Origin of the sequence: Paenibacillus suaedae (genome assembly GCF_032337355.1) — a bacterium.
Classification (GTDB): Bacteria; Bacillota; Bacilli; order Paenibacillales; family Paenibacillaceae; genus Paenibacillus_B; species Paenibacillus_B suaedae.
In genome coordinates, this window is record NZ_JAVYAA010000009.1 from 180,760 (window position 1) to 203,086 (window position 22,327).

The following is a 22,327-nucleotide window of genomic DNA, read 5'->3' on the forward strand; positions in this document are numbered from 1 at the left end:
AGGCTTAACCTAGCAAGGCTTCTCTTATGTGATGAATCGATACAGCGAACGAATCGTCATACCCGCTCCGTAGCGTTCTGCATTCGGCATATCGACTTGATTTTGCAAGCATACCTTAATGACACGTGCAGCTGCAGGATGGATCGATACCGTTCCATCTTCCTGCTTCTGCATAACGCCACCGTCTTGACCTGGCGTCTGGAATAAAGAATACAGCATCCCATCTGCGACAAGCATCGGGCTGTTCCAGTTCCATTGCAGCCACTCCTCATCCCACTGAACCGTTGACTCACCTATCTCCCATACTACCTGCCGTGAGCGGCGCTGATGAGCAGATATCGTCTTCTCCAGTGCTTCTTTCCAAAAAGCAGCTCGTTCGTCCAAGGTTGTCCCCTTACTTAAGGAGCGACATGCAGCTTGCGCACATACCGACGCAATAGCGCCGTCCGCCCACGGAAACTGAATGCGATCCATACGAGGCAGCGTACACCCCGATATAAGCTTGCTCATCTCCAGAAGACCGAGTGACTCAGGAGCGGTAACAGCTACGCATACAGCGCGAATCGCTTCGTGAAGCTCATCGTCTTGATGCTGTCCGAACGCTATGGATGGGTTGAATGGCTTACCGATACGGTGCCGATAATCTGCCAACGCAAGCAAGCCATTAAGGCGCACACGTGCTGTAAGGCCATGGAAGGAAGCCTCCTGCAGCGTATCCTCAACAGCCTCATCTGTCCATTGGAGCAAATGCAGTACATAAATCACCTGCACTGCTGTTCGATCATCTTCGTGAATGAGAGACGTCCAGTCTGCATAGCGCTCACGAAGTACGTGAAGCCAGCTCTGCTCCACCTGGGAGGCAATATCTCTAGTCTCCGCATCATCAGCATGGCGATATCGAGAGGGTGTCACCCCAAATGGAAGATGGCAGTCCATCACCGTTCGCAGTACTTGCGCTATCCCATTCAAGATGGATGCCTTCGCAACCGACTTATATCGTACGGTCAAAATATCCAAGAGCGGCTCGATCAGCGCACTAGTTGCTTCATGGACACCATGCTCCATACACAGCTGCTCGAATAATGCTTGAGCCGCCTCCGCCGATTGCTCCATCGATCCGTTCTCCATGACACAGAGCAATTCCGGCACATTGTCTTCTGAGCCGAACGAATATACCGATCCTGCCCCATTAGCCAAGCCCATTTTCTCTACGCCTCCATAAGCCGCCCGAGTTACAGGGGCTGTGGTTTTAATTTCCATTATATCATCTCATGTCAACTTTGGAATGGTTTTATCGAAATATGTCGAAAAAAGAACACATCAGCAGAAACAGCCCGCAGCCGTGCAAGTGAATGTTAAGAAATCATATTCAAAGATGATTCAAATCATCACTGATTGGTGAATGATAAGTAGCATGACATTCTCCCCCTTTAGATGAATAGGCAATACAAAACAACGCCCCGGAAGGCTCATCCAGCCATCTGGGGCGTTGTTCGGCATTTCTAATTTAGACCAAGCCGATCGACGACAAGAAAATCAATATTATGAGCACAGGAGCTATAATGCGCATCGTGAACAGCCATATACTTCTCCATACGGGAGAGAGACCCGTCTCTTCTCCGGACTGCTTCCATGCGTATCCGACAAGCAGCGTTACGAACAAACCGCCCAGTGGCAGCATCACATTCGAGGTCAGGAAATCAATCCATTGGAAGAAGTTACGGCCGCCCAGCGTCGCCTCCTCCAGAACCCCTCCCGCTGCCAGCGTGCACGGAAGTCCGATGATGTACATGGCAGCAATCACAAAGAAGGTTGCCTTGCCACGCCCCAAGTTGTAGCGGCGCATGATATAGGCTACAGGCACTTCCGCAAGGGCCAAGCAAGACGTAACCGCAGCAATTGCCAGAAGCAAGAAGAACAAGCCGCCGAACAAAGCACCATAAGGCATCGAGGCGAATGCTGCAGGGAGAGCAACGAAGACAAGTCCCGGCCCTGAATCCGGTTCAATTCCAAATGTAAATATCGTTGGGAAGATGATCAACCCTGCAATAAGCGCATAGATTAAATCACCCGCTCCTACTGCAATAGTTGCTAGTGGCAGCGATTGATGCTTGTCTACGTATGCACCATACGTCAGCATGGCCCCCATACCAAGCGACAAGGAGAAAAATGCAAGCCCCAATGCCATCAGTGCGGAATGGAAGGTCAACTGTGAGAAGTCAGGCTTCAGGAAATAAGAGATTCCTTCAGCAGCGCCGTCCAGCGTAAGCGTACGCACCATCATAACCAATAAAATGATGAGCAGGCCCGGAATAACAATCTTATTGAACTTCTCAATACCACCAGATATCCCTCTGGCAATGATGAATCCGGTTAAGGCAAACACGACGATCTGCCAGACAATCGGCATCATCCCTCCGGTGAAGAGCTTGAAGTGTTCCGCATAATCGCCGCTTTGGAACAAGATTCCGGATACCGACTCAACTGCATAATGGAGCGTCCATCCCGCAATCGTGCTGTAATACGTCATAATCAGGAAGGCAGCCAATACGGCGATGAATCCCAGTACGCCCCATCCTCTTTTGCGTGATAAAGTGGTGAAAGCAGAGACTGCGTCACCGCGTCCGCCACGTCCAACAGCCAGTTCGCCAAGCAATACTGGCAAGCCAACAATTAAGAGACAGGCGATGAATAATAGGAAGAATGCTCCTCCTCCATTTTGCCCCGTAACGTATGGGAACTTCCACATGTTGCCCAGCCCGACTGAACTGCCGATAGCGGCCAATATAAATCCTGCAGAGCTGAATTGCTCCGTCTTATTTCCCTTCTGAGGATCCTGCTTTGATTGCTTATTTGACATAAATGGGTATGCCACTCCTTCTTTCCTGCTGTATTTTCTAGGGTGCCCCAAGGACTGAGATAAACTCCATTTTATTCAAAAATGCGCTCCGAATCGAATGTAATATTTCTCAAATCCTCCAACCTACTTCAAGCATACCAATCTCCATGCAGCATCCATATGAAAAAAGGCACCCCTTGTGCTGCGTGAGCAGCCAAAGAGCGCCTTAGATCGAGCTATTCACATCCGTGCAGCCAAGAGTGGCTCTTACTTAATTCCTGAGTGCATGAAGCTGCTAATAAATTTGCGCTGGAACAGCAAAAATCCAAGAATCAGCGGCCCTACAACAAGCAATGTTGCCGCACTTACTTCTGCCCACTGCGCCCCCGTCTCGAAAGACTGAGCAAACATAGCAAGCCCTACGGTAAGCGGACGATTCTCTACGGAGTTCGTCACAATCAGCGGCCACAGGAAGTTATTCCACTGATAGCTGACCGATACAACCGCAAATGAGATATATACAGGCGCAGACAACGGCACGAAGATGCGCCACAAAATGCCCAGGCGAGAGCAGCCTTCCACCATCGCTGCTTCCTCCAATTCAAGCGGCAGCTGCTTAAATGTCTGGCGGAGCAGAAATATCCCGAATGCTGATGCGAAGTATGGCAGCATGATGCCCAGCTTCGTATCCAGCAAACCAAACTCCTTCAATACATGGTAGTTCGAGAAAATAAGAACATCCGCTGGTACCATAAGTTGTACCAAGAACAGCATAAATACAGCGTCTTTCCCGAAGAAGCGCAGGCGTGCAAATGCGTAAGCAGCCAGTGTTAGGCTGAGAAGCTGCGCAAGCAGCACTCCTCCTGCAATCGTGAAGGTGTTCAAATAATACTGGGCAAATGGAGCACCTTCCCATACCTTTGCAAAGTTAGCTAACGTCCACTCCCATGACCAGAATGAATTCATGCCCGCATCCTTGGGACGGAACGCCGTCCATAACATCCAGATGAGCGGCACAAACCACACGACGCTGACCACGAGCATAATCGCATGCCAGAGCCACTGCTTCATCCGTCGCTTCGTCCGTTCGATCTTCAAGGCTCGATCCGATAAAGGCGGCCTACGGCCTACGGCGCCTGTACTAAATTCTGTGTTGATCCCAACTGATTTGTCCATAAGGCGCCTCCTTTATTGATAATGGATCTTGCGATCCCAGCCGAAAAATTGTAGTGATGATAGTACCAAGAGCAGTGCGATCATAATGACAGTCATGGTCGCCGCCATTCCTTGATCGTAGAAGCTGAAGGCTGTGTCATAAATGTGATACAGAAGCAGGCTGCTCGCATTGTCTGGACCACCCTTGGTCATAATCCACAAATGATCCACAAGCTTGAATGCATTCGTCAGCGCTACAACTGCTACAAACAGCGTAGTAGGCATCGTCAATGGGATTGTAATCCGTGTCGTTACCTTCCAAGTACCAATGCCGTCTACCGAGGCCGATTCATATAAGTCCTTCGGAATATTCTGAAGTCCGGCCAAGTAGAAGATCATGAAGTATCCTGCTTCCTTCCATATCATCATGACGATCATAGCCCACATGACCGTATCGGGATGCCCCAACATATTCATGTCCGCCGACTGTCCAACCCACTTCGCCAGTTGAGCCAACAAACCATACTGAGGTGTGTATATAAACAGCCAAATATTCGCTACCGCGATCATTGGAATCATATTCGGATAGAAAAATGCCACACGAGAGAATGAACGTCCCGCTAGTGCCTTATCAGCGAACAGCGCCATAATGAAAGCAAGCGCCATGGAAGTAGGCACTGTGCCAATCGCAAACCATATATTATTGCTGAATACTTTCTGGAATACAGGGTCTTGGAACAGTGCAGTAAAGTTATCAAGCCCTACAAATACCGGCTCCGGTGTAGCCAGGTCAGATTGATACATACTGAGCCAGGCTGTCTTCAGCATTGGATAATAGGTGAAGAGCATGAGAAACAACAGGGACGGGAGCAGCAGCGCCCATGCCAATGTATTGCGGGATAGACGTTCTTTCCATTTGGCGGTCATCATCCTGACCTCCTTCTCCAATGAATTCTAGTAAGTTCATGATGTATATAAATCGGCAGGGCCTAAGCCCTGCCGATACAGCATGCACATAAGGCATGCGATTGCATCTTGAGCGTGTATTACTTGTTGAACGGCTTCAGTGCGCGATCAGCCTCTTCCTGCGCCTTCTTCAATGCAGATGCCGGATCCGTCGTGCCTGTCAGCACCGCTTGCACTTGATCCGTCAATGCTTTGGAGACTTTACCATTGTTGTGCGTAGACAATTCCGCGTAAGCGTGCTCCAATTGATCACGTGCAACAACTGCTTGCGGGAACTCAGCTGCATATTTCTTCATCACATCTGTGTCGTACGCTGACTTGCGAACGCCAACATAGCCCGTATCAATACTCCATTGAGCAGCTTGCTCCGGCTCTGTCATGAACTTGATGAATTCCCAGGCTGCTGCTTGTTTCTTTGGATCGATGTCCTTGAAGATATACAAGTTGCCGCCGCCTGTAGGTGAACCGTACTGCTTGTTCATCGGCAGGAATGCAACACCGAAGTCGAATTTAGCGTTATTCTTCACATTCGTCAGGTTGCCCGTAGTATGAATCATCATAGCAGTCTTCTGCTCTAAGAAGTCTGTAGGAACCGTTGCCCATTCTACAATACCTTCCGGCATTACCTTATGCTTCTTCGACAGGTCTTGCCAATACTGCAATGCTTCTACATTCTCTGGTGTATCAAAGAATACTTTCTTGCCGTCTTGGGACATGAGGTTGCCTTTTGGATCAGCCATGTTCTGCAGGGAGAACAGTTGGAACATCCAATAAGCAAATCCGGATCCTGGCACCTCGATGCCTTGGCGACCGTCTTTTTTCAGCTTCGTTGCATATTCTGTAAGCTCAGCCCAAGTCTTCGGCGGTTGATCCGGGTTTAGGCCAACTTCTTTGAAAGCATCCTTGTTGTAATAAAGAACGATAGTACTGCGTTGGAAAGGGATACTGTATGTCTTGTTCTCAACTTGCGAGTTCGCCATGAAAGCTGGGTAGAAATCATCAAGGAAACCGTTGCCTTCCTTCGCGATAAAGTCATCAAGCGGAAGGATTGCATTCGTATCCAGCATGCTGAACAGTTCCGTAGACAGCATAACCGCTACATCCGGCGGCTGCTTGGCTTGGATGCCAGCTTGAATCTTCGTCGTCGTATCTGCATAACTGCCTGTATAAACAGGCTTCACTGTGATGTGCGGGTGCTTCTCGGCGAACTTCGCCGTCATACCCTCAACCACTTTCGTCAGTGGACCACCAACCGCGATAGGAAAATAGAATGTTAACTCCACATTCTCATCCTTCGGTGTGGTTGCGTTATCGGCTGGAGCTGCTGTCGCCCCCTCCTGCGTCGCACCTTTCTCTGGCGTCTTTGTTCCTCCTGCTGTCCCTGACTGGCCGCAGCCTACCAGCAGCGTAAAACACATAAACAGAAGTAGCATCCACTTAGCGCGCATTTGCATATTCCGTATTCTCCCCTTTTCCAATATCGTCCTTATTGAGATGGTATGTCTCACACCACCCTTTCATACCATAACCTTGCTCTAGCAAGAGAGTGTTAATTCCATATAAATGTTTTGTTAATGATAGATTCTCAAGTAGATTCCTACGATTCCATTGATTCCATGATCCGGTGTCAAAAAAAGAAAACACCCTCCCGGGTGTCCCAGATAGTCATGCACAGCATCATGCATGCTCTATCCTAGAGGAACCCAAGAGGGTGTATATACATTACGATTCCTTCGTAACGAATTCGTTAAAATGGATACCAAAATGTCCCGAACCCTTGCACTCGCCATATAATCGCTGCGGCAAGCACGAGTACGCTGACGATGACCACGATATAATCTTCACGATGCCACTCCGTCGACGAGAACCACGTACGCTTCGAATGCTTCCCGAAACCGCGCAAGTCCATTGCATTCGATATCGTCTCAATGCGATGCAGCGAGGAGAGTACGAGCGGTGTCGTAATGGATACAAAATGCTTAAGCCGCTGCACAATTGTGCCCTCGCCCTTGCCGAATCCAAGTCCACGCGCCTGCATGGCATTCGAGATATGCCGGAATTCCGCCTGCAAATCTGGAATATAGCGAAATGCGATACTGAACGCGTAGGCGATTTTGTAAGGAACGCCGATTCGATTCAAGCTGCTCGCCATCCGTGTCGGATGCGTCGTATAGATGAACAAGACGGTTATCGGCATAAGAGACATATACTTCATGGACAATGTAAATACATAGATAACGGTCTCCAATGTCAATACGTTGTAGCCCATATCGAGAAGCACAGTAGTCGTACCTGTCAATGTACTGCCATAAGCCGGTGTAATTAATAAACTGAATAAAGAATTGAATATATTAAATACGATCATCAGCCAGACGAGCAGCCGAATTCGCTTCCATGGCAACTGCGCATTTATAAGAAGGACAAGACCAATCCCAAACAGGGGCACGAATATTCGCAAATCCTGAAATAAAAATACGATTACGGTCCACACAGCCAGCACAAGCATCTTCGCTGCTCCATCCATACGATGGAACAGCGTATCCCGTTCAATATAGAGCATACCTGATTTACTCATGATGCTTCACCCGCTTCTCGTGGTCGATGAATTTGCGCACAAGCGCCTCCGGCTCGCACACGCCAGTCAGACGGGCAAGCGTGCCAAGTGAAGTCTCCTTCACATTGGCTCGTTCAATCGCCTCCATATGGGTCAGCACATGAGCGGTATCGCCAATTGCAATCAGCTCCCCATTGCATAATACAGCTGCACGCTCCGTATATTCCAAAGCTAAGTGCATATCATGGGTAATGAACAGGAAAGACATACCGCTGTTCGCCAGCTCAGAAATAAAACTCATAAACTCCGTATAGTGCTTATGATCTTGACCTGCTGTCGGCTCGTCCAGAATCATAAGATTCGGCTTCATTGCTAAAATCGAAGCAATGGTCACCCGCTTCTTCTGTCCATAACTGAGCGCAGATACCGGCCATTCCCGATATCCGTATAGACCGCATATACGCAGTGTCTCCTCAACGCGCGCCATGACCTCTTCTTCCTTCATGCCTCGCATGCGCAGTCCGAAGGCCACTTCTTCACGAATCATAGGCTGTGTAATCATGTGGTTCGGGTTCTGCATCACATATCCGATATGTCCGCCCCTTTTCCGAATCGACCACGAGCGGATATCTTCCCCATTCAGCTTGATCGTGCCCGCCGTCGGCGCAGCTATTCCCGTCAACAAATGTGATAGCGTGGACTTGCCTGCGCCATTGTTCCCGAGCAGTGCAATTCGCTCGCCAGCACCGATCGTCAGCGATACTCCCCGAATCACTTCCCGTTCGCCGTCATAAGAGAAGCGAACATTATCCATCTCCAGCATCGAAGTCCGTTCTGTCTGGCGAGAGGCAACTCCTTCCCCAGCGACCCAATCGGATAGGTATTCCCTTGCCTCATCATTGTTGCTAATCGCAAGTAGAGAAGAAGGCTTGTCCTCAGGCTTGCATACATAGCCAGCGTATTTCAGCGCAGAGACATATAAGGGCTCTCTTAATCCATGCTGCTGCATGATCGAAGAAGCCAGCATCTCATCAGGCGTTCCGATCTGAACAATACGACCTTCTGACATGAGGACAATGCGATCAACATGCTGCTCCAGTACATCCTCAATCCGATGCTCAATAATAATAATCGTCTTATTTGTCTCGCTATGAATATGATCCATCAACTCGATGGCCTGCTTGCCGCTTGCCGGATCCAAGTTCGCAAGCGGCTCATCGAACAGCAAAATATCCGCATCCATCGACAGCACACCAGCCAGCGACACACGCTGCTTCTGACCGCCCGACAGTTCATGCGGACTATGATCGATATAAGGAAGCATGTCCACGACTTCCAATGCCTTCGTCACCTTAGGCTTCATATCCGCCGTTTTCATGCAATCATTTTCAAAAGCGAACGCTACGTCTTCCCCTACCGACAGACCAATGAACTGTCCATCCTGATCCTGCAGAATCGTCCCAACGCTGCGGCTAATCTCAAAAATGCTAAGCTCTGAGGGACGCTTCCCCTTAAGCGTGTACTCTCCCGTTATCGTTCCACTATACGTAAAAGGAATTAGCCCATTCATACAATGGGCCAAAGTCGATTTGCCGCAGCCGCTTGGGCCGGCAATTAATATTTTTTCTCCTGGGTAAATATCCAGGTTCACATTTCGCAATGTCGGTTCGGACAAACTGCGGTATTGAAAGCTAAAATCTCGAAACGAGATAAGCGGTTCTTTCATTGAATCTGTAGCTCCTGTCTTCAAACTTGGGCGCTGCATTATTTCTGCACTCGCAGATTCGAGTTGTTGCGATTCATTTGAAGTAGTGCCAGCACAGCCAACAATCCAAGCACCAAGTGAACGCCAATATTCGCCAGCGTGGAAGCCGTGAACTGTACCCACATCTTATCTGCCGGCTCTCCGAACAAATACACATCTAAAATACTGGACACACCAAAGCCAGCAGCAAGCGCAAGCGATCCGGTTATCGCCAATGCTATAATGCTGCCCTTCGAGGAGCGTCCTTCCTTAATGTTGAATGACGAATTCAAATACACAAGTCCCATCCCAAAGCCGGAAATAGCCGACCCGAGCACCCATGTCCACCAGATTGTTCCGCCGCCCCAAGTCAAATCAGTAATGATATGCCCGATGGCTCCACTCAAAAATCCAACGATCGGTCCAAACATGGCACCGAAGATGGTCAGAATGGCAATTGCCGGACGCAATCCGGTCTGCGGCACTAACGGAATAGTGACTGTGCTTAGCAAGCCGTACAATGCTGCCCCGATGCCGATGGCGACTACCGTTTTGGTGTTAAAGTCGAAAATTGATTGCTTCATCCTTATGCAACCCTTCCTTCTCACTCAAAATAGGTATCGACGCTCGCCCGTTCGAGAGGTGGCCTCATCACGATTTATTAAATCCGAACGTTAGATTGTGATTCCAATCATAATATAAAGGATTTTCCATAGTATGGATACAGGTTTTATTTACCAAAACCGAGTTTTTCTAGCCTTTTGCACCGAAAACTAGGGATTATTGGGAGGAAACCATATATTTTATCTATAAAAGCAATAGATATAACGATATTATTCCGTTTATCCCGAATTATGCCGATCAGATATTCAATCCACGGTGACGATTACAGCAGCCGAACCAAACGTTCTGTATGACGCAGTTCTTGTATTGTACGCACCCCAATGCCGAACATGGCAATCCGCAGCTCAGCTTCCACCTGAGCCAGAACCTGATCAACCGCTTCTTCGGAATCTGCTGCTGCAGCAAGCAGTGAGCGCCCGAAACCAGCCACGTCGGCACCAAGAGCAATCGACTTGGCCGCATCGACTCCTGTATGTAATCCGCCGCTCGCGATAACAGGCTGATTCGGTAGCGCTTTGCGTACCTGCTGCACACTGACTGCGGTCGGAATGCCCCAATCGGCAAAGGCCTCCGCGGCACGCTGCATGACAGCATCGCGAGCACGCAGTTTCTCAACCTGGCTCCATGAGGTTCCACCCGCCCCTGCAACATCGATGAAGGCTACGCCTGCTTCCACAAGCTGCTTCGCTGTATCCGGCGCAATGCCCCAGCCAACCTCTTTCACGCCGACCGGCACGTCCAACTCGCGGCATAGCTGCTCGATACGGCGAAGCAGACCGGAGAAATTGACATCCCCCTCCGGCTGGAACACTTCCTGCATCGCATTCAAATGCAAAATAAGCCCGTCCGCCTCGACGAGCTCTACCGCACGGCGGCACTGCTCAATTCCCATCCCAACATTAAGCTGAACGGCACCAATATTGGAGTATAACGGAATGGTAGGGGCTAGGTCGCGGATGCGAAACGTACCCGCGACCTCGGGATTCTCCACCGCAGCGCGTACGGAGCCTACACCCATCGCCCAGCCCCGGGCTTCAGCCACGGCAGCCAGCCTGCGATTGATTGGTGCCGCATGACTGCTTCCTCCAGTCATAGAGCTAATCAGCAGCGGTGTGCGAACTTCCTTGCCAAGCCATTCTGTCTTCAATTCGATCTCCCGAAAATCAACTTCGGGCAATGCCTGATGGACGAAGCGATATTGCTCCAGCCCTGTTGTTATCCCTACTCCGTTCACTGGTTGTTCGAGGCATATTCGAATATGCTCTGTCTTGCGCTGCTCGGTCAACGATGCCGAATCTGGCTGACGTTTCCGCATCGGCGCACCTCCTCACCTGATCGTATGTGCAGTTATGGCCTGTCAGCTACAGTTTGCAATTCTCCTTCATCCGCCGTTCAAGCCCCGATTAAGCCTCTTCCTTCGGTTCTTCCGCACCGAAAATTTGCCGCTTCAATCGCTCTCCCGTTGGCGTAACCGCAAGCCCTCCGCGCGCTGTCTCCCTCATCGTCGATGGCATCGTCTGACCAATGCGGAACATCGCCTCAATCACCTCATCGCACGGGATGACACTCTCTACACCCGCCAGTGCCATATCTGCTGCGACCATGGCAATCGCTGCGCCCATGGCATTTCGTTTCACACACGGCACTTCCACGAGACCTGCAACAGGATCGCATACAAGCCCCAGCATGTTCTTCAGCGCAATTGCCATCGCATGCGCGGATTGCTTGGGGCTTCCCCCTGCCAATTCAGCAATGGCAGCCGCAGCCATCCCAGCTGCTGATCCGACTTCTGCCTGGCAGCCGCCAGCTGCTCCGCTGATCGATGCATTGTTCGCAACGACAAGTCCGAACGCTCCGGATGTGAACAGGAATTCCACCATCTGCTCGCGGGTAGGATTTAATTTGTCCTTCAATGCGAACAAGGTACCCGGAACGACCCCCGCCGAACCCGCGGTCGGCGTGGCACAGATAAGCCCCATCGCAGCATTGACTTCATTCGTTGCGACCGCCTTGCTCACGGCATCCAGCAGCGTGTCCCCACAGAGGGACTGTCCAGATTGAATATATTGTTGAAGCTTTACCGCATCGCCGCCGGTCAGCCCAGAATGGGAACGAACGCCTGCTAAGCCGCGCTCAACTGCCTGCTCCATCACATCCAAGTTCCGCGTCATCTGCTCGATCACCTTCTCACGCGAGCATTGACGCATTTCCATTTCCTGCTCAATCATCACATCGGAGATTTTACATTGCCGTTCTTCAGTAATTGCGATTAATTCTGCCACATTGCGAAACATAACTGCTCCTCCTTCCTTCTATCGTATTTAGTCTTCCATTCGAAGCACACGATTTACTCCAGGGAGCTCTCGAATTTGCTGCAGGATTGGTTCGGCAATCGCCTCATCCGTCTCAATGACCATGAGCGCCATCTTCCCCTTCTCCTTGCGGCTTACTTCCATATGCCCGATATTCACCTGTTCTCCGCTCAATATATTGGTCACACCCGCAATAACTCCATACCGATCATGATTCATAACGAGTATCGCAGGACACTGCCCAGAGAGCTTCAGACGGAACCCGTCCAGCTCTGTAATTTCAACCTTCCCGCCACCGATTGAAATTCCTGCAACCTCCATCTCATCGTGCTCGTCCGTCATCCGGATTCGGGCAGTGTTGGGATGCTCCGGTACAGCTTCCTCAGGTGTGATGATAACCTCCATTCCTGCGTCTTCTGCATATTTCAATGAGTCCGGCAATCTTGCATCGTTCGTATCGTAATCGAGCACACCAGCAACAATGGCAACATCTGTCGCATGCCCCCGGTAAGTCTCAGCGAATGAGCCGTATAGGGAGATATGAACCCGCTTCGGCTGTCTGCCGAAAATACTTCGTGCCAATCGACCAATCTTTGCTGCTCCCGCTGTATGCGAGCTGGATGGCCCCACCATGATTGGGCCGATAATGTCAAATACACTGCGATATTTCATCGCGCTTCCCCCTTCGTCGACATCCCCTTCTCATCATGCACACGCTTGGTCACGATCTATCATTACATAGCTATTAGCGCACGAACAGCGTAGGATTGAGATGCAATAAGATCCGCTTCTGCTTCTTACCTATCTGCTAATGCGCTGCAATGCTGTCGTTATCATTCCGTGCTAGGATTAGGTTCCACTACCTTCTATATTGTACGCAATCACGGCAGCTTTCTCTACGGCTAAAACCATCCAATACCAGCTTATTCAAAACTCATCCTAGCAGGGCTATCGCCGGATGACAACCCTGCTTCGGAACAATAAAGGATCAGAATGTGGACACGAATTTGTTATGATAATTTCTCTACATGCTGCCCTCACTTGGATGCCATCGTATAACTGTTCATGTCATGCGAAAACAATAGGGTCGAAGCCTATAGGATTCGATCTCCAAGCAGGGTGCCAATCAACTCCAGCGCGAGCCGTGCCGTGCGATTGTCTGTATCCAGCGAAGGATTCACCTCGACGAATTCAGCGGAAGTCACAATACCAGACTCATGCAGAAGTTCGAGCGCAAGATGGGCTTCCCGATAGCTTACCCCACCCCGTACCGGTGTACCCGTTCCCGGAGCCTCAACAGGATCCACACTATCTACATCGAAACTTAAATGAACCCCGTCTGTGCCATCACTGGCAATTCGGATGGCCTCCTTCATCACATGCAGCATGCCATAGCGATCAATATCATGCATCGTAAAACATGCAATTCCTTGCTCACGAATATAGGAGCGCTCGCCAGGATCTAAATCTCGGGAGCCAACAAGTACAATGTTCTTCGGATTTAGCGACTTGCCAGGCCAATTCCATTGACCTTCGGTCAAACTTGCTCGTCCCAGCGCCACAGCCAGTGACATTCCATGCACATTGCCTGACGGACTAGTCTCTTCTGTATTCAAGTCTGCATGTGCATCGAACCAGATCACACCTAATTGCTGATATTGCTGTGTCAGGCCTGCCAAGGTTCCAATGGCGATACTATGATCTCCGCCCAGCACCAGAGGGAAGCGTCCCGACTCTATAGATGCCTGTACCTGCTCGGACAAGGCGTCGCTCATCGCAATGACTTCATCAACATACTTGGCCTTGCGTACCGGGGCTGCGGTTGCTGCTGCCTCCGAATGTACAGCGGCAGCCGTACAGCCCACACGGCATTCCTCACCCACAGTAATCCCTAATTGATTGAGATGCCGCACCAGTCCAATCTGCATCAGGCATTCCGGTCCCAACTCCGCACCACGCCGTCCTGCCCCTAGACCGAATGGTACTTGAATAATAGATAATGGCATGTTCATCTGTCTGTCCTGTGCTGTCATACTGATCGCTCCCTTCGATATGACAATCCTGGAATATCCGTTCGAACTTCTACTTATTCACTGCGTCTATGATCACATCTATATCCTTCTCTAACTAAATAGGCATGACTTAAACCTTCTATCGAGTAAGCAGATTGCGATGTTGTCACCCTCTTGTTGTTCAAGCAATAATCGCCCCTGAGACCAGCACACTGCGAATACGCTCTACTGCCCAATCCAGCTGTTCTTCCGTGATGACCAGCGGCGGCGCAAAGCGAATGACCGTGCCATGCGTCTCCTTACAGAGCAGACCAAGACGCATAAGAGCCTCACAGTAGAGTCTGGCCCCCTCCGTTAGCTCCATGCCAATCAGCAGGCCACGACCACGAATTTCCTTCACAATCGGGCTGGATATGCTGGCAAGCTGCTTCTGGAAATATGCCCCGAGCCGTTCGGCGCGCTCTGCCAACTCTTCTTCGTCAAGTACAGTAAGCGCCGCTGAGGCCACCGCACAAGCTAGCGGATTGCCGCCGAAGGTAGAGCCATGCGAACCTGGCTCAAAGACGGATAAGATCGCTTCGTCTGCTGCTACAGCAGAAATCGGAAGCACACCTCCGCCAAGTGCCTTGCCCATAATGTACATGTCCGGTATCACCTGCTCCCAATCGCAGGCGAAGCGCTTGCCGGTTCGTCCGAATCCCGTCTGAATTTCATCTGCAATGAACAGCACATGGTGACGGGTGCAAATCTCTCGCACCTTGCGCAAATACCCATCTGGCGGCATTACAATTCCATTCTCTCCTTGAATAGGTTCTACGAGGAATGCAGCCGTGTTCGGCGTAATTGCACTTTCCAGTGCCTCGGCATCGCCGTATGGAATGATCGTGAAGCCTGGTGTAAAGGGGCCGAAGTCTTCTTTGTATTCTTCACTGGAAGAGAATGAGGTAACGGTAATGGTTCGACCATGAAAATTGCCACTGCATACGATAATATCCGCTTGGTCGCGCGGAATGCTCTTATGGCGATATGCCCAGCGTCGTGCCGCCTTGAGAGCAGTCTCAACTGCTTCAGCGCCCGTATTCATAGGCAGTATCTTGGACTTGCCTGTATATGCTGCCAACTGTTCGCTCAGACGAGATAACGGTTCGCTATGGAAGGCGCGTGAGCACAGCGTCAATTGGTTCGCCTGATTCACAAGAGCTTCGATCAGCTTCGGATGGCGATGACCATGGTTCAAGGCAGAGTAAGCGCTTAACATATCCATGTATTGGCGCCCTTCTGGATCTTCAACCCACACTCCTTCTGCCTTCTCGATTACGACAGGAAGCGGATGATAGTTCCTCGCTCCGAATCGTTCCGCTGTCTGTATAATTTCCTCTGACCGTTTCATGTTCCGTCCTCCTCTGTCCTCAAAATCGATACTTCCCTACATCCTATTCCACAAGGGGTGTACACTCTCCTTTTCTCATACAGAAAAAGTTCCCATCATATTCCTTCTACGGAACATTTGGGAACCCTCCTGTACACAGCCCATTTACGAATAACTTACTTTCAAATCGCCGATTTCTCGGTGTCCTGCTTGCGCTTGGACGTCGAGCCAACGGTATGAGCCATTCCATACAAAAGGATAGCTAGCGATAGCGCGCTGAAAATCAGTACCATGTAAGGCAAGCCTATCGTATCCAGACTGAACCCTGCCGCAAGAAGCACCACTTGGAACATGACCCGATCCAGCATCGTCCTGAATGAGAAGAAGCGGCCATGCAGTTCTTTCGGAATCGACTTCTGAAAGTAGGTCGACAACAAAGGAAAGAAGAATCCAGCTGCAAAGCCAAAGAGTCCGAACGCCACAAGTGTCATCCATTTCACATGAGCGAAGAACAGCAGCCCTTGCGCAGCTGCGATAATGAAGGACAGCGCGAACAATTGCTTTAATAGATCGCGCTGACCGGATAAGCGTTTCACGAAGAATGCAGCCAGTATGAAGGCAACGCCTTCAGCTGCGTAGAGCCAGCCCTTAATTTGCGTATCCTGATGCATTTCGCTAATATTAATGACCATCAAGTTGAAGCTCCCAATAAAAAATCCTGGAATAATCGATAGACAGAGCGCCATAAGAGCAACTGGCATCCCTTTGAGCATCGGGACAATCTCCTTGAATCCGCCGCCTTGCTTCTCTTTACGCTTCTGGCTGCGGTCTTCCTTAGCCCCCTCATCAATATCAAGGAAGTACGTGGAGACAAGCAGAAGTCCATAGGCGACGAGCGATGCTGTGTACAAGGCAGACAAGCTCATGACAGACAGCATCATACCGGCTGCCACCGTTCCGATAATACGGGCAATCGTAGAAGCGTTCATATGGACTCCGTTCAATGCGATAAGATCTTTATCTTGAACGATAAGTGGAATGACCGATTGAAGCGCCGGAAAATAAAAAGCCGCGGATATTTGCAGACACACTGCAAATAGAATCATCCACCAGACCGAGCCTTGCGCAATGGCGAGAAACATGAAGCAAACACTTATCATCCGTCCAATACCCGCCCAGATAAGGACGCTCTTCTTGCGATGCGAATCGATCACTTTCCCCGCATATGGCCCAATGAGGACACCTGCGAGAAGGCCAGTGAATAATATCAATGACTTCATAAAGTCTGATGGCACATAATGCTGCATAAATTCCAAATTCGCGATAATGGATGTCCAAAGCCCCAGGCCGGCGATAAATTCGCCACAGAGCACAATCCATACGTTACGATTGCTCCACAAATGAATGTCCCTCCGATGATCATATGTCATAATTAATAGTCCAAGCATATCAGTTGGAAAAAGAAGGGGCAATAAGGGTGCAAAAAAAGCCGTCTGGCAACGCCAAACAGCTTCTTAGATTTCCCCGTCCACATCTTTCTAAAGTTCCGTATTTCCTTTATACAGCGCTTGATTGCAGCATTGTGTTCGCTGCGCACTCATCCTTGCGTTCACAACGTTCACCGCAGATGCGCCCTTTGCCGCGCGGCACGCACATCGGTGTACCAAACAGCGGATCATCGCATACGATGCATTCCATACAGAATACGTCCCTCACCATGTCGACCGTCAGCACATCTTCTGGAGCTCCCTGTGAATGAATGCCCTTATTGCGCACAGCTATAATATGATCCGCATACCGGCAAGCCAAGTTCAAATCATGAAGAACCATCACGATGGTACGGCCCTCATTCCGGTTCAAATCATACAATAAATCCAGTATCTCGATCTGATGGCTCAAGTCCAAATACGTTGTCGGCTCATCGAGCAGAACGATATCCGTATTCTGCGCAAGCGTCATGGCGATCCACGCCCGTTGTCGTTGACCGCCGGACAAGGCATCTACTGGCCGATCAGCCAATTCCTCAAGGCCTGTCACCTTCAGCGCATGGCGTACAAGCCGCTCATCCTCTTCCGACCACTGCTTCAGCCAGGTCTGGTATGGATAACGTCCTTGCTTCACAAGCTGATGAACCGTCAACCCTTCTGGCGCTGTTGGCCCCTGAGGCAAGATCGCCATCTTACGCGCAACTTCCCTCGTTCTGGAACGATGAATATCTTTACCATCCAGCAGAACCGTACCAAGCGTAGGCTTCAGCAAGCGGGCAAGAGAGCGAAGCAGCGTCGACTTGCCGCATCCGTTGCTGCCAATCAGCACCGTAATCTTGCCTTCAGGTATACTAACCGTTAAATCTTCTATAATAGAGGTTTCCCCGTACGATAACGTAAGAGAGCGTGTGTTCAATACAGACATGATCGTTCCTCCCGTATTTCATAGATAATGAAAATCGTTCTCAAAAGGAGTTCTACCTAATCATGCCACAAACCACACATAGAGTCAATCTATTCCAACTACCACTGTAGTCCACTTAGGCCTACAGCAGTGGTGAGAATAGACGTGCGGCCGATTCAAGAAAGCGCGTGAACACTTTTTTGCGTGCGAACTGTTCTTCTACGATCGGTGCGGCCGACTGTAGATCAAGCTCGAACTCCTCTACGAGCTGCTGAACACTCTCTGTACGCATCAGCAGTGCATTCACCTCGAAGTTCAAGTGGAAGCTGCGCATATCCATATTGGCCGTCCCGATCGTCGCCATCTTTCCGTCCACAATAATGAGCTTCGAGTGCAGGAAGCCCTTCTCATATTCATAGATGCGAACCCCCGCCTCCATGAGTCCCGGGAAATAGGAGTGCGATGCCAGGAACGGCAGCCACTTATCCGGCTTAGCCGGGAACAACAGCCTCACATCCACACCAGACAACGCTGCTACACGCAAGGCTGTAAAGATATCCTCATCCGGAATAAAGTAAGGCGTTGCGATCCAGATTGACTTCTTGGCCGAAGTCAGCATCGAGAAGAATACATTTTTCATCGTTTTGAATTCTTGATCGGGGCCGCTTGCGATCATCTGGACCGCGCCTGAGGCCGACTCCGTAGGCTGTGGAGTCAAGTATTCTGGATCGTACAACTTGCATCCTGTCGTATGGCACCAATCTTGTAGGAAAATGATCTGCATCGTCTTCACCGCTTCGCCTCGGACGATCATATGAGTATCGCGCCAGAAGCCATACGTCTTGCTGCGGCTTAAATACTCATCTCCTACATTCAATCCGCCGATAAAAGCAACGTTGCCGTCCACGACAACAATTTTGCGATGGTTCCGGTAATTCACCCGATTCGAGAACAGCGGGAATTTCACAGCACCAAACACCGCCACCTCGACCCCGGCATTGCGCAGATCCGCCAAGAATGTCTTCGGCAGATGCATGCTTCCTACCGCATCCACCATGAAGCGAACCTTAACCCCAGCAGCTGCCTTATCAATCAGTATTCGCTTAAGCGATCGTCCGATGTCGTCATCCCGATAGATATAATACTCCATATGAATATGATGCTGCGCCTGGTTCAATTCCGTAATGAGCGCAGAGAACGTCTCTTCCCCATTGTTCAAAATCCGCGTATCGGACCCGAAGGATATCGGGCTCTTACTAAGTCGGCTCGTCAGTCGCAGAAGCTGGCGCTCATCAGGATTGAAGGTAGCGAATACCTGCTCCCTGCGTGTCAGCGATTCATTATCAATGAAGGCATACCCCTGCCGATCCTGGACAGCCTTGCGGGCATAACGGCGCCGCTTGCGATAATTCTGACCAAATAGCATATAGAAAATAAATCCGACTACAGGAACGAGTGCCAGCACCAGAATCCATGCAACCGTGCTGGAAGGATGCCGATTTTCCATAAAAATAATAACGGCAAGCGTGATGACCGCGAGTGTCGTCATAATACTTAAGGATGTAGCGATGGTATGCCCGAACGTATCGTTTATGTATAGACCTAGCGTCATCAATAAGATCAGAAACAAACCTACCTGCAATGCTCTCCTCATCCGCATGCTCCCCCATCTCTAAATATCTGTATCTAACATGCTTCTATCCTTATACAGCATCCTACTATATAATCCTGCAATATGTCTTAATAAAGAGGTGAAGGAAGAACAATCCATATTAAATTACTATACCCGAATTCTCCGCTTTCAAATATGTCATTGACAACGATTTCAACCGTGTGACATAATTTCGTCGAACGAACGATAGGTAGTTATGGAACAGCTAAGAATGGAGGGTTTCCCTTTGACTGCCAACCGCATTCAACTTATCGCTCTATCCCATTTTGCCAAATATGGCTATGCCGGAACTTCCTTGTCCAAAGTTGCCGAGGAAGTCGGCATTAAGAAGCCATCTATTTATGCGCATTATAAGAGCAAGGAAGATCTGTTTTTGCACGTGCTGCAATCTGTATTTGTCGATGAGTTAAACTGGATCACGGACTTTTTCCACAAGCATGAGCATTTGCCGCTCTACGATCAGTTGAAGCTGCTGCTTGACTCCTACCGTCACCGGTACAGCCAGTATGATGTGCTCAAATTTATGCTGCGGGTCGCCTTCTTCCCGCCTCCATCGCTGCAAGAGCCTGTCCTTGAACGCATGCACTCCTTCATCGAGCGGCTGGAGAAGGGGCTCATCCCCCGCATGGCACAGGCGCTGCGCTCACAAGAAATTCACGGTGTTCATCCCGAGCAGGCAGCCAAGGCATTCATCTCGATATTGGACGGGCTGTTCGTACAGCTTCTGTACGGAGGCGTAAGCCGATTCGAGAGCAATCTTGAAGCCGCTTGGACGATCTATTGGCGCGGCATTACGTGCAAGTCCGTATAGAGAAGAAGGGACCTTTGTGTGGAAAGGTCCCTTGTCATATGCATAGATCTCGATTTCGTTCTATCTCACTGCATCAATATCGATACAGAATGTGCAACTATGCGATCTTCATCTGTTCTGCCCATGCGGCTTCTTTAGCGATGAACTCTCTTAGCAGCATTCCAATTGCCTTATAAATTGGATGTTCAGCATGCTGTGCCAAGTCCTCTGCGAAGCGTGGCGCCCAGCTCTTCAGATGATCCAACACGAATTCGCGCTGGCCATTCATATAACGCTCATAACGCTCTTTCGAGGCCACATTGTTCATCATCTTCTCGATGAGAACAGCCATGAATTCCAATTCTATGGAAATATGGTCGTCAGGCTCTCCGTTCATCTTCTTGAAATATAAACTGAATTCAGCATACATTTGCCGCACATCATGAGCGTATGACTTAGGCAACATTTGCTCGCTCGCACGATACATGGTCTCGCAAGGCGCTACAGGCAGCTGGCCTGAAGAGCCGAACAAGCGCAAATACTCGTCTCGCAGCGAGGAGTATACGGCGTACATTTCGTTAATCGACATGTTCGTGAGCATACTGCACAGCTTCTGGGCTCCTTCGGAACTGGATGACAACAACTTAAGCTCCTGCCCGTTCCGCCATGCCATGATGACATCTAGTGTTGGAACTTCTCCCAGGAAATCAGCCAGCAATTGATAAGCTGCCTTGCGCGTCTCCATTCGCTCCACGGTATCACCACTCCACTGTTCCAGCTGTTCTGCCGTTAACAACATCGTCCGTCCCCTCCATATGATGATTTCCAGCTTCCATCCATATTGTCCCATAACCGGACGATCAATTGCTGTGACGAATTGTGAACAACATGGCTGCTGAAAGCGTTATATGTGACACTTATGTGAATTCGAACTCAATTGCCCGGTAAATTGATACGATTCAACTGCATACATACTTTGTTCGTAAAACCGATTTATTTAGATACTAAAATACTGGTAAATTTTATTGTAACAAACGTCATAGCAAAGAGACAGTTCCAATTGTTGCCTCACTTTACAGTTGATCTTCACATTTTCCAGGGAAGAAATCAGAGGAGAAACCATGAAAAAAACACTTAATAAAGGCTTTCTATTTGATCTTATTGTTGTAGCCTCCCTAGCATTGATTCTCATCATTATTTTCCTACTGGGAACAGGTAAAGAAAGAGAGACTCGCAGCTTGATTTCGAAGCTGGAAAATATAAGGCCAGAAACGACGATTGATTTGTCACAGAACGGTTATCAAATTATTGAAGGAAAAATGACAGCTGCGGCTCCAACAGGAGATTCCGATTACGTTCAGCCTGCATTTGTACTGCTGCAAAGAGAAACTTACGTCCCCAACAAAAGGAAAGAATATCCTAGTACTCCCGATGAGATTAACAACTGGCTCGCAAAAGATGCAGCTGTAGCTGGATACCCGATTCGTTCTAATGAATGGCTGTTGCTGACCGGACATCTTATATTAACACCATCGATGGTATATGGAGCGGAGATTCAGGAAGAAATATACCTGATATGCAATGACGGAATTTTTTCAAAAGAAAATAGATGTGCCTATCGAGGCATTCGGCCTGGCAGAAGCTCAATTATTGCCGTCCACGTGCAAGAGGGACAGCTCGTCCCGCTCAAGGAGAACAAAACCCTTCTCGTCTCTACCGATCAAGCTACCCTGCTAGCACAGCTAGAGGAGGATGCTAATCAAACTCTTTCGTGGTATCTGGGAGTAGGTGCTTACGCAGGAATTTTCCTCTTTGCCATTGGCAAGCATATCCTTTCGTCAAATAAGGAGGATTAAGAGAGATCAGGGCCATACTGCGAAGAATCAGAACTTCGCTACG

The 22,327-nt window shown here is 49.5% G+C and carries 19 protein-coding genes; 2 read left to right on the plus strand and 17 right to left on the minus strand.

Annotation, left to right across the window (positions count from 1 at the left end):
- Window positions 1–24: 24 nt before the first annotated feature.
- The 16 genes from RQP50_RS27020 to cls all read right to left on the minus strand — a co-directional run bounded on the left by RQP50_RS27020 (window position 25) and on the right by cls (window position 19,620).
- Window positions 25–1,260: a hypothetical protein gene (locus RQP50_RS27020; protein ID WP_227774590.1), complete on the minus strand. Its 1,236-nt coding sequence runs from the start codon at window positions 1,258–1,260 to the stop codon at window positions 25–27.
- Window positions 1,261–1,507: 247 nt separating this feature from the next.
- Entirely contained in the window at window positions 1,508–2,860 is a 1,353-nt protein-coding gene (locus RQP50_RS27025) for a sodium-dependent transporter (RefSeq protein ID WP_315747269.1), read from the minus strand.
- Window positions 2,861–3,106: 246 nt separating this feature from the next.
- Window positions 3,107–3,910, minus strand: coding sequence for a carbohydrate ABC transporter permease (locus RQP50_RS27030; RefSeq protein WP_028533386.1), 804 nt, complete (start codon window positions 3,908–3,910; stop codon window positions 3,107–3,109).
- A gap of 117 nt (window positions 3,911–4,027) precedes the next feature.
- The gene (locus tag RQP50_RS27035) at window positions 4,028–4,921 is read right to left on the minus strand and encodes a carbohydrate ABC transporter permease (RefSeq protein WP_174808055.1); all 894 of its coding nucleotides are present in this window, start codon (window positions 4,919–4,921) and stop codon (window positions 4,028–4,030) included.
- 119 nt (window positions 4,922–5,040) lie between these two features.
- Window positions 5,041–6,414 carry an ABC transporter substrate-binding protein gene (locus RQP50_RS27040; protein WP_315747270.1) on the minus strand — a complete coding sequence of 458 codons (1,374 nt, stop codon included), beginning with the start codon at window positions 6,412–6,414 and terminating at the stop codon, window positions 5,041–5,043.
- Window positions 6,415–6,707: 293 nt separating this feature from the next.
- Window positions 6,708–7,535: an energy-coupling factor transporter transmembrane component T family protein gene (locus RQP50_RS27045; RefSeq protein ID WP_315747271.1), complete on the minus strand. Its 828-nt coding sequence runs from the start codon at window positions 7,533–7,535 to the stop codon at window positions 6,708–6,710.
- Entirely contained in the window at window positions 7,528–9,240 is a 1,713-nt protein-coding gene (locus RQP50_RS27050; protein ID WP_315747272.1) for an ABC transporter ATP-binding protein, read from the minus strand. The genes RQP50_RS27045 and RQP50_RS27050 overlap by 8 nt, the downstream gene beginning before the upstream one ends.
- Window positions 9,241–9,278: 38 nt before the next feature.
- On the minus strand, window positions 9,279–9,842 hold the full coding sequence (locus RQP50_RS27055; protein WP_315747273.1) for an ECF-type riboflavin transporter substrate-binding protein: 564 nt from the start codon (window positions 9,840–9,842) through the stop codon (window positions 9,279–9,281).
- A 302-nt stretch (window positions 9,843–10,144) separates the two neighbouring features.
- Window positions 10,145–11,197 carry a type 2 isopentenyl-diphosphate Delta-isomerase gene (gene fni / locus RQP50_RS27060; protein ID WP_315747274.1) on the minus strand — a complete coding sequence of 351 codons (1,053 nt, stop codon included), beginning with the start codon at window positions 11,195–11,197 and terminating at the stop codon, window positions 10,145–10,147.
- 88 nt (window positions 11,198–11,285) lie between these two features.
- Window positions 11,286–12,176, minus strand: coding sequence for an L-serine ammonia-lyase, iron-sulfur-dependent, subunit alpha (gene sdaAA / locus RQP50_RS27065; RefSeq protein ID WP_315747275.1), 891 nt, complete (start codon window positions 12,174–12,176; stop codon window positions 11,286–11,288).
- A 27-nt stretch (window positions 12,177–12,203) separates the two neighbouring features.
- Complete coding sequence (gene sdaAB / locus RQP50_RS27070; protein WP_021257203.1) at window positions 12,204–12,866, minus strand: L-serine ammonia-lyase, iron-sulfur-dependent subunit beta; 663 nt, start codon at window positions 12,864–12,866, stop codon at window positions 12,204–12,206.
- Window positions 12,867–13,288: 422 nt separating this feature from the next.
- Window positions 13,289–14,227, minus strand: a complete 939-nt coding sequence (rocF, locus tag RQP50_RS27075) for an arginase (RefSeq protein ID WP_315747276.1) — start codon at window positions 14,225–14,227, stop codon at window positions 13,289–13,291.
- 160 nt (window positions 14,228–14,387) lie between these two features.
- The gene (locus RQP50_RS27080) at window positions 14,388–15,596 is read right to left on the minus strand and encodes an ornithine--oxo-acid transaminase (protein WP_315747277.1); all 1,209 of its coding nucleotides are present in this window, start codon (window positions 15,594–15,596) and stop codon (window positions 14,388–14,390) included.
- A gap of 161 nt (window positions 15,597–15,757) precedes the next feature.
- The gene (locus RQP50_RS27085) at window positions 15,758–16,975 is read right to left on the minus strand and encodes an MFS transporter (protein ID WP_315747279.1); all 1,218 of its coding nucleotides are present in this window, start codon (window positions 16,973–16,975) and stop codon (window positions 15,758–15,760) included.
- Window positions 16,976–17,132: 157 nt separating this feature from the next.
- Complete coding sequence (locus tag RQP50_RS27090; RefSeq protein WP_021257207.1) at window positions 17,133–17,987, minus strand: ABC transporter ATP-binding protein; 855 nt, start codon at window positions 17,985–17,987, stop codon at window positions 17,133–17,135.
- Between the two features lie 121 nt (window positions 17,988–18,108).
- Window positions 18,109–19,620: a cardiolipin synthase gene (cls, locus tag RQP50_RS27095; RefSeq protein ID WP_315747280.1), complete on the minus strand. Its 1,512-nt coding sequence runs from the start codon at window positions 19,618–19,620 to the stop codon at window positions 18,109–18,111.
- A gap of 244 nt (window positions 19,621–19,864) precedes the next feature.
- On the opposite strand from cls, the gene RQP50_RS27100 reads away from it, so the two are divergent.
- A complete protein-coding gene (locus RQP50_RS27100; RefSeq protein ID WP_021257209.1) occupies window positions 19,865–20,449 on the plus strand; it encodes a TetR/AcrR family transcriptional regulator in 585 nt (194 codons plus the stop codon).
- Between the two features lie 97 nt (window positions 20,450–20,546).
- Here RQP50_RS27100 and RQP50_RS27105 read toward each other — a convergent pair whose 3' ends face one another.
- A complete protein-coding gene (locus RQP50_RS27105) occupies window positions 20,547–21,227 on the minus strand; it encodes a TorD/DmsD family molecular chaperone (protein ID WP_021257210.1) in 681 nt (226 codons plus the stop codon).
- Between the two features lie 322 nt (window positions 21,228–21,549).
- Here RQP50_RS27105 and RQP50_RS27110 point away from each other — a divergent pair, with 322 nt between their 5' ends.
- A complete protein-coding gene (locus RQP50_RS27110; RefSeq protein WP_315747281.1) occupies window positions 21,550–22,284 on the plus strand; it encodes a hypothetical protein in 735 nt (244 codons plus the stop codon).
- Window positions 22,285–22,327: the final 43 nt, after the last annotated feature.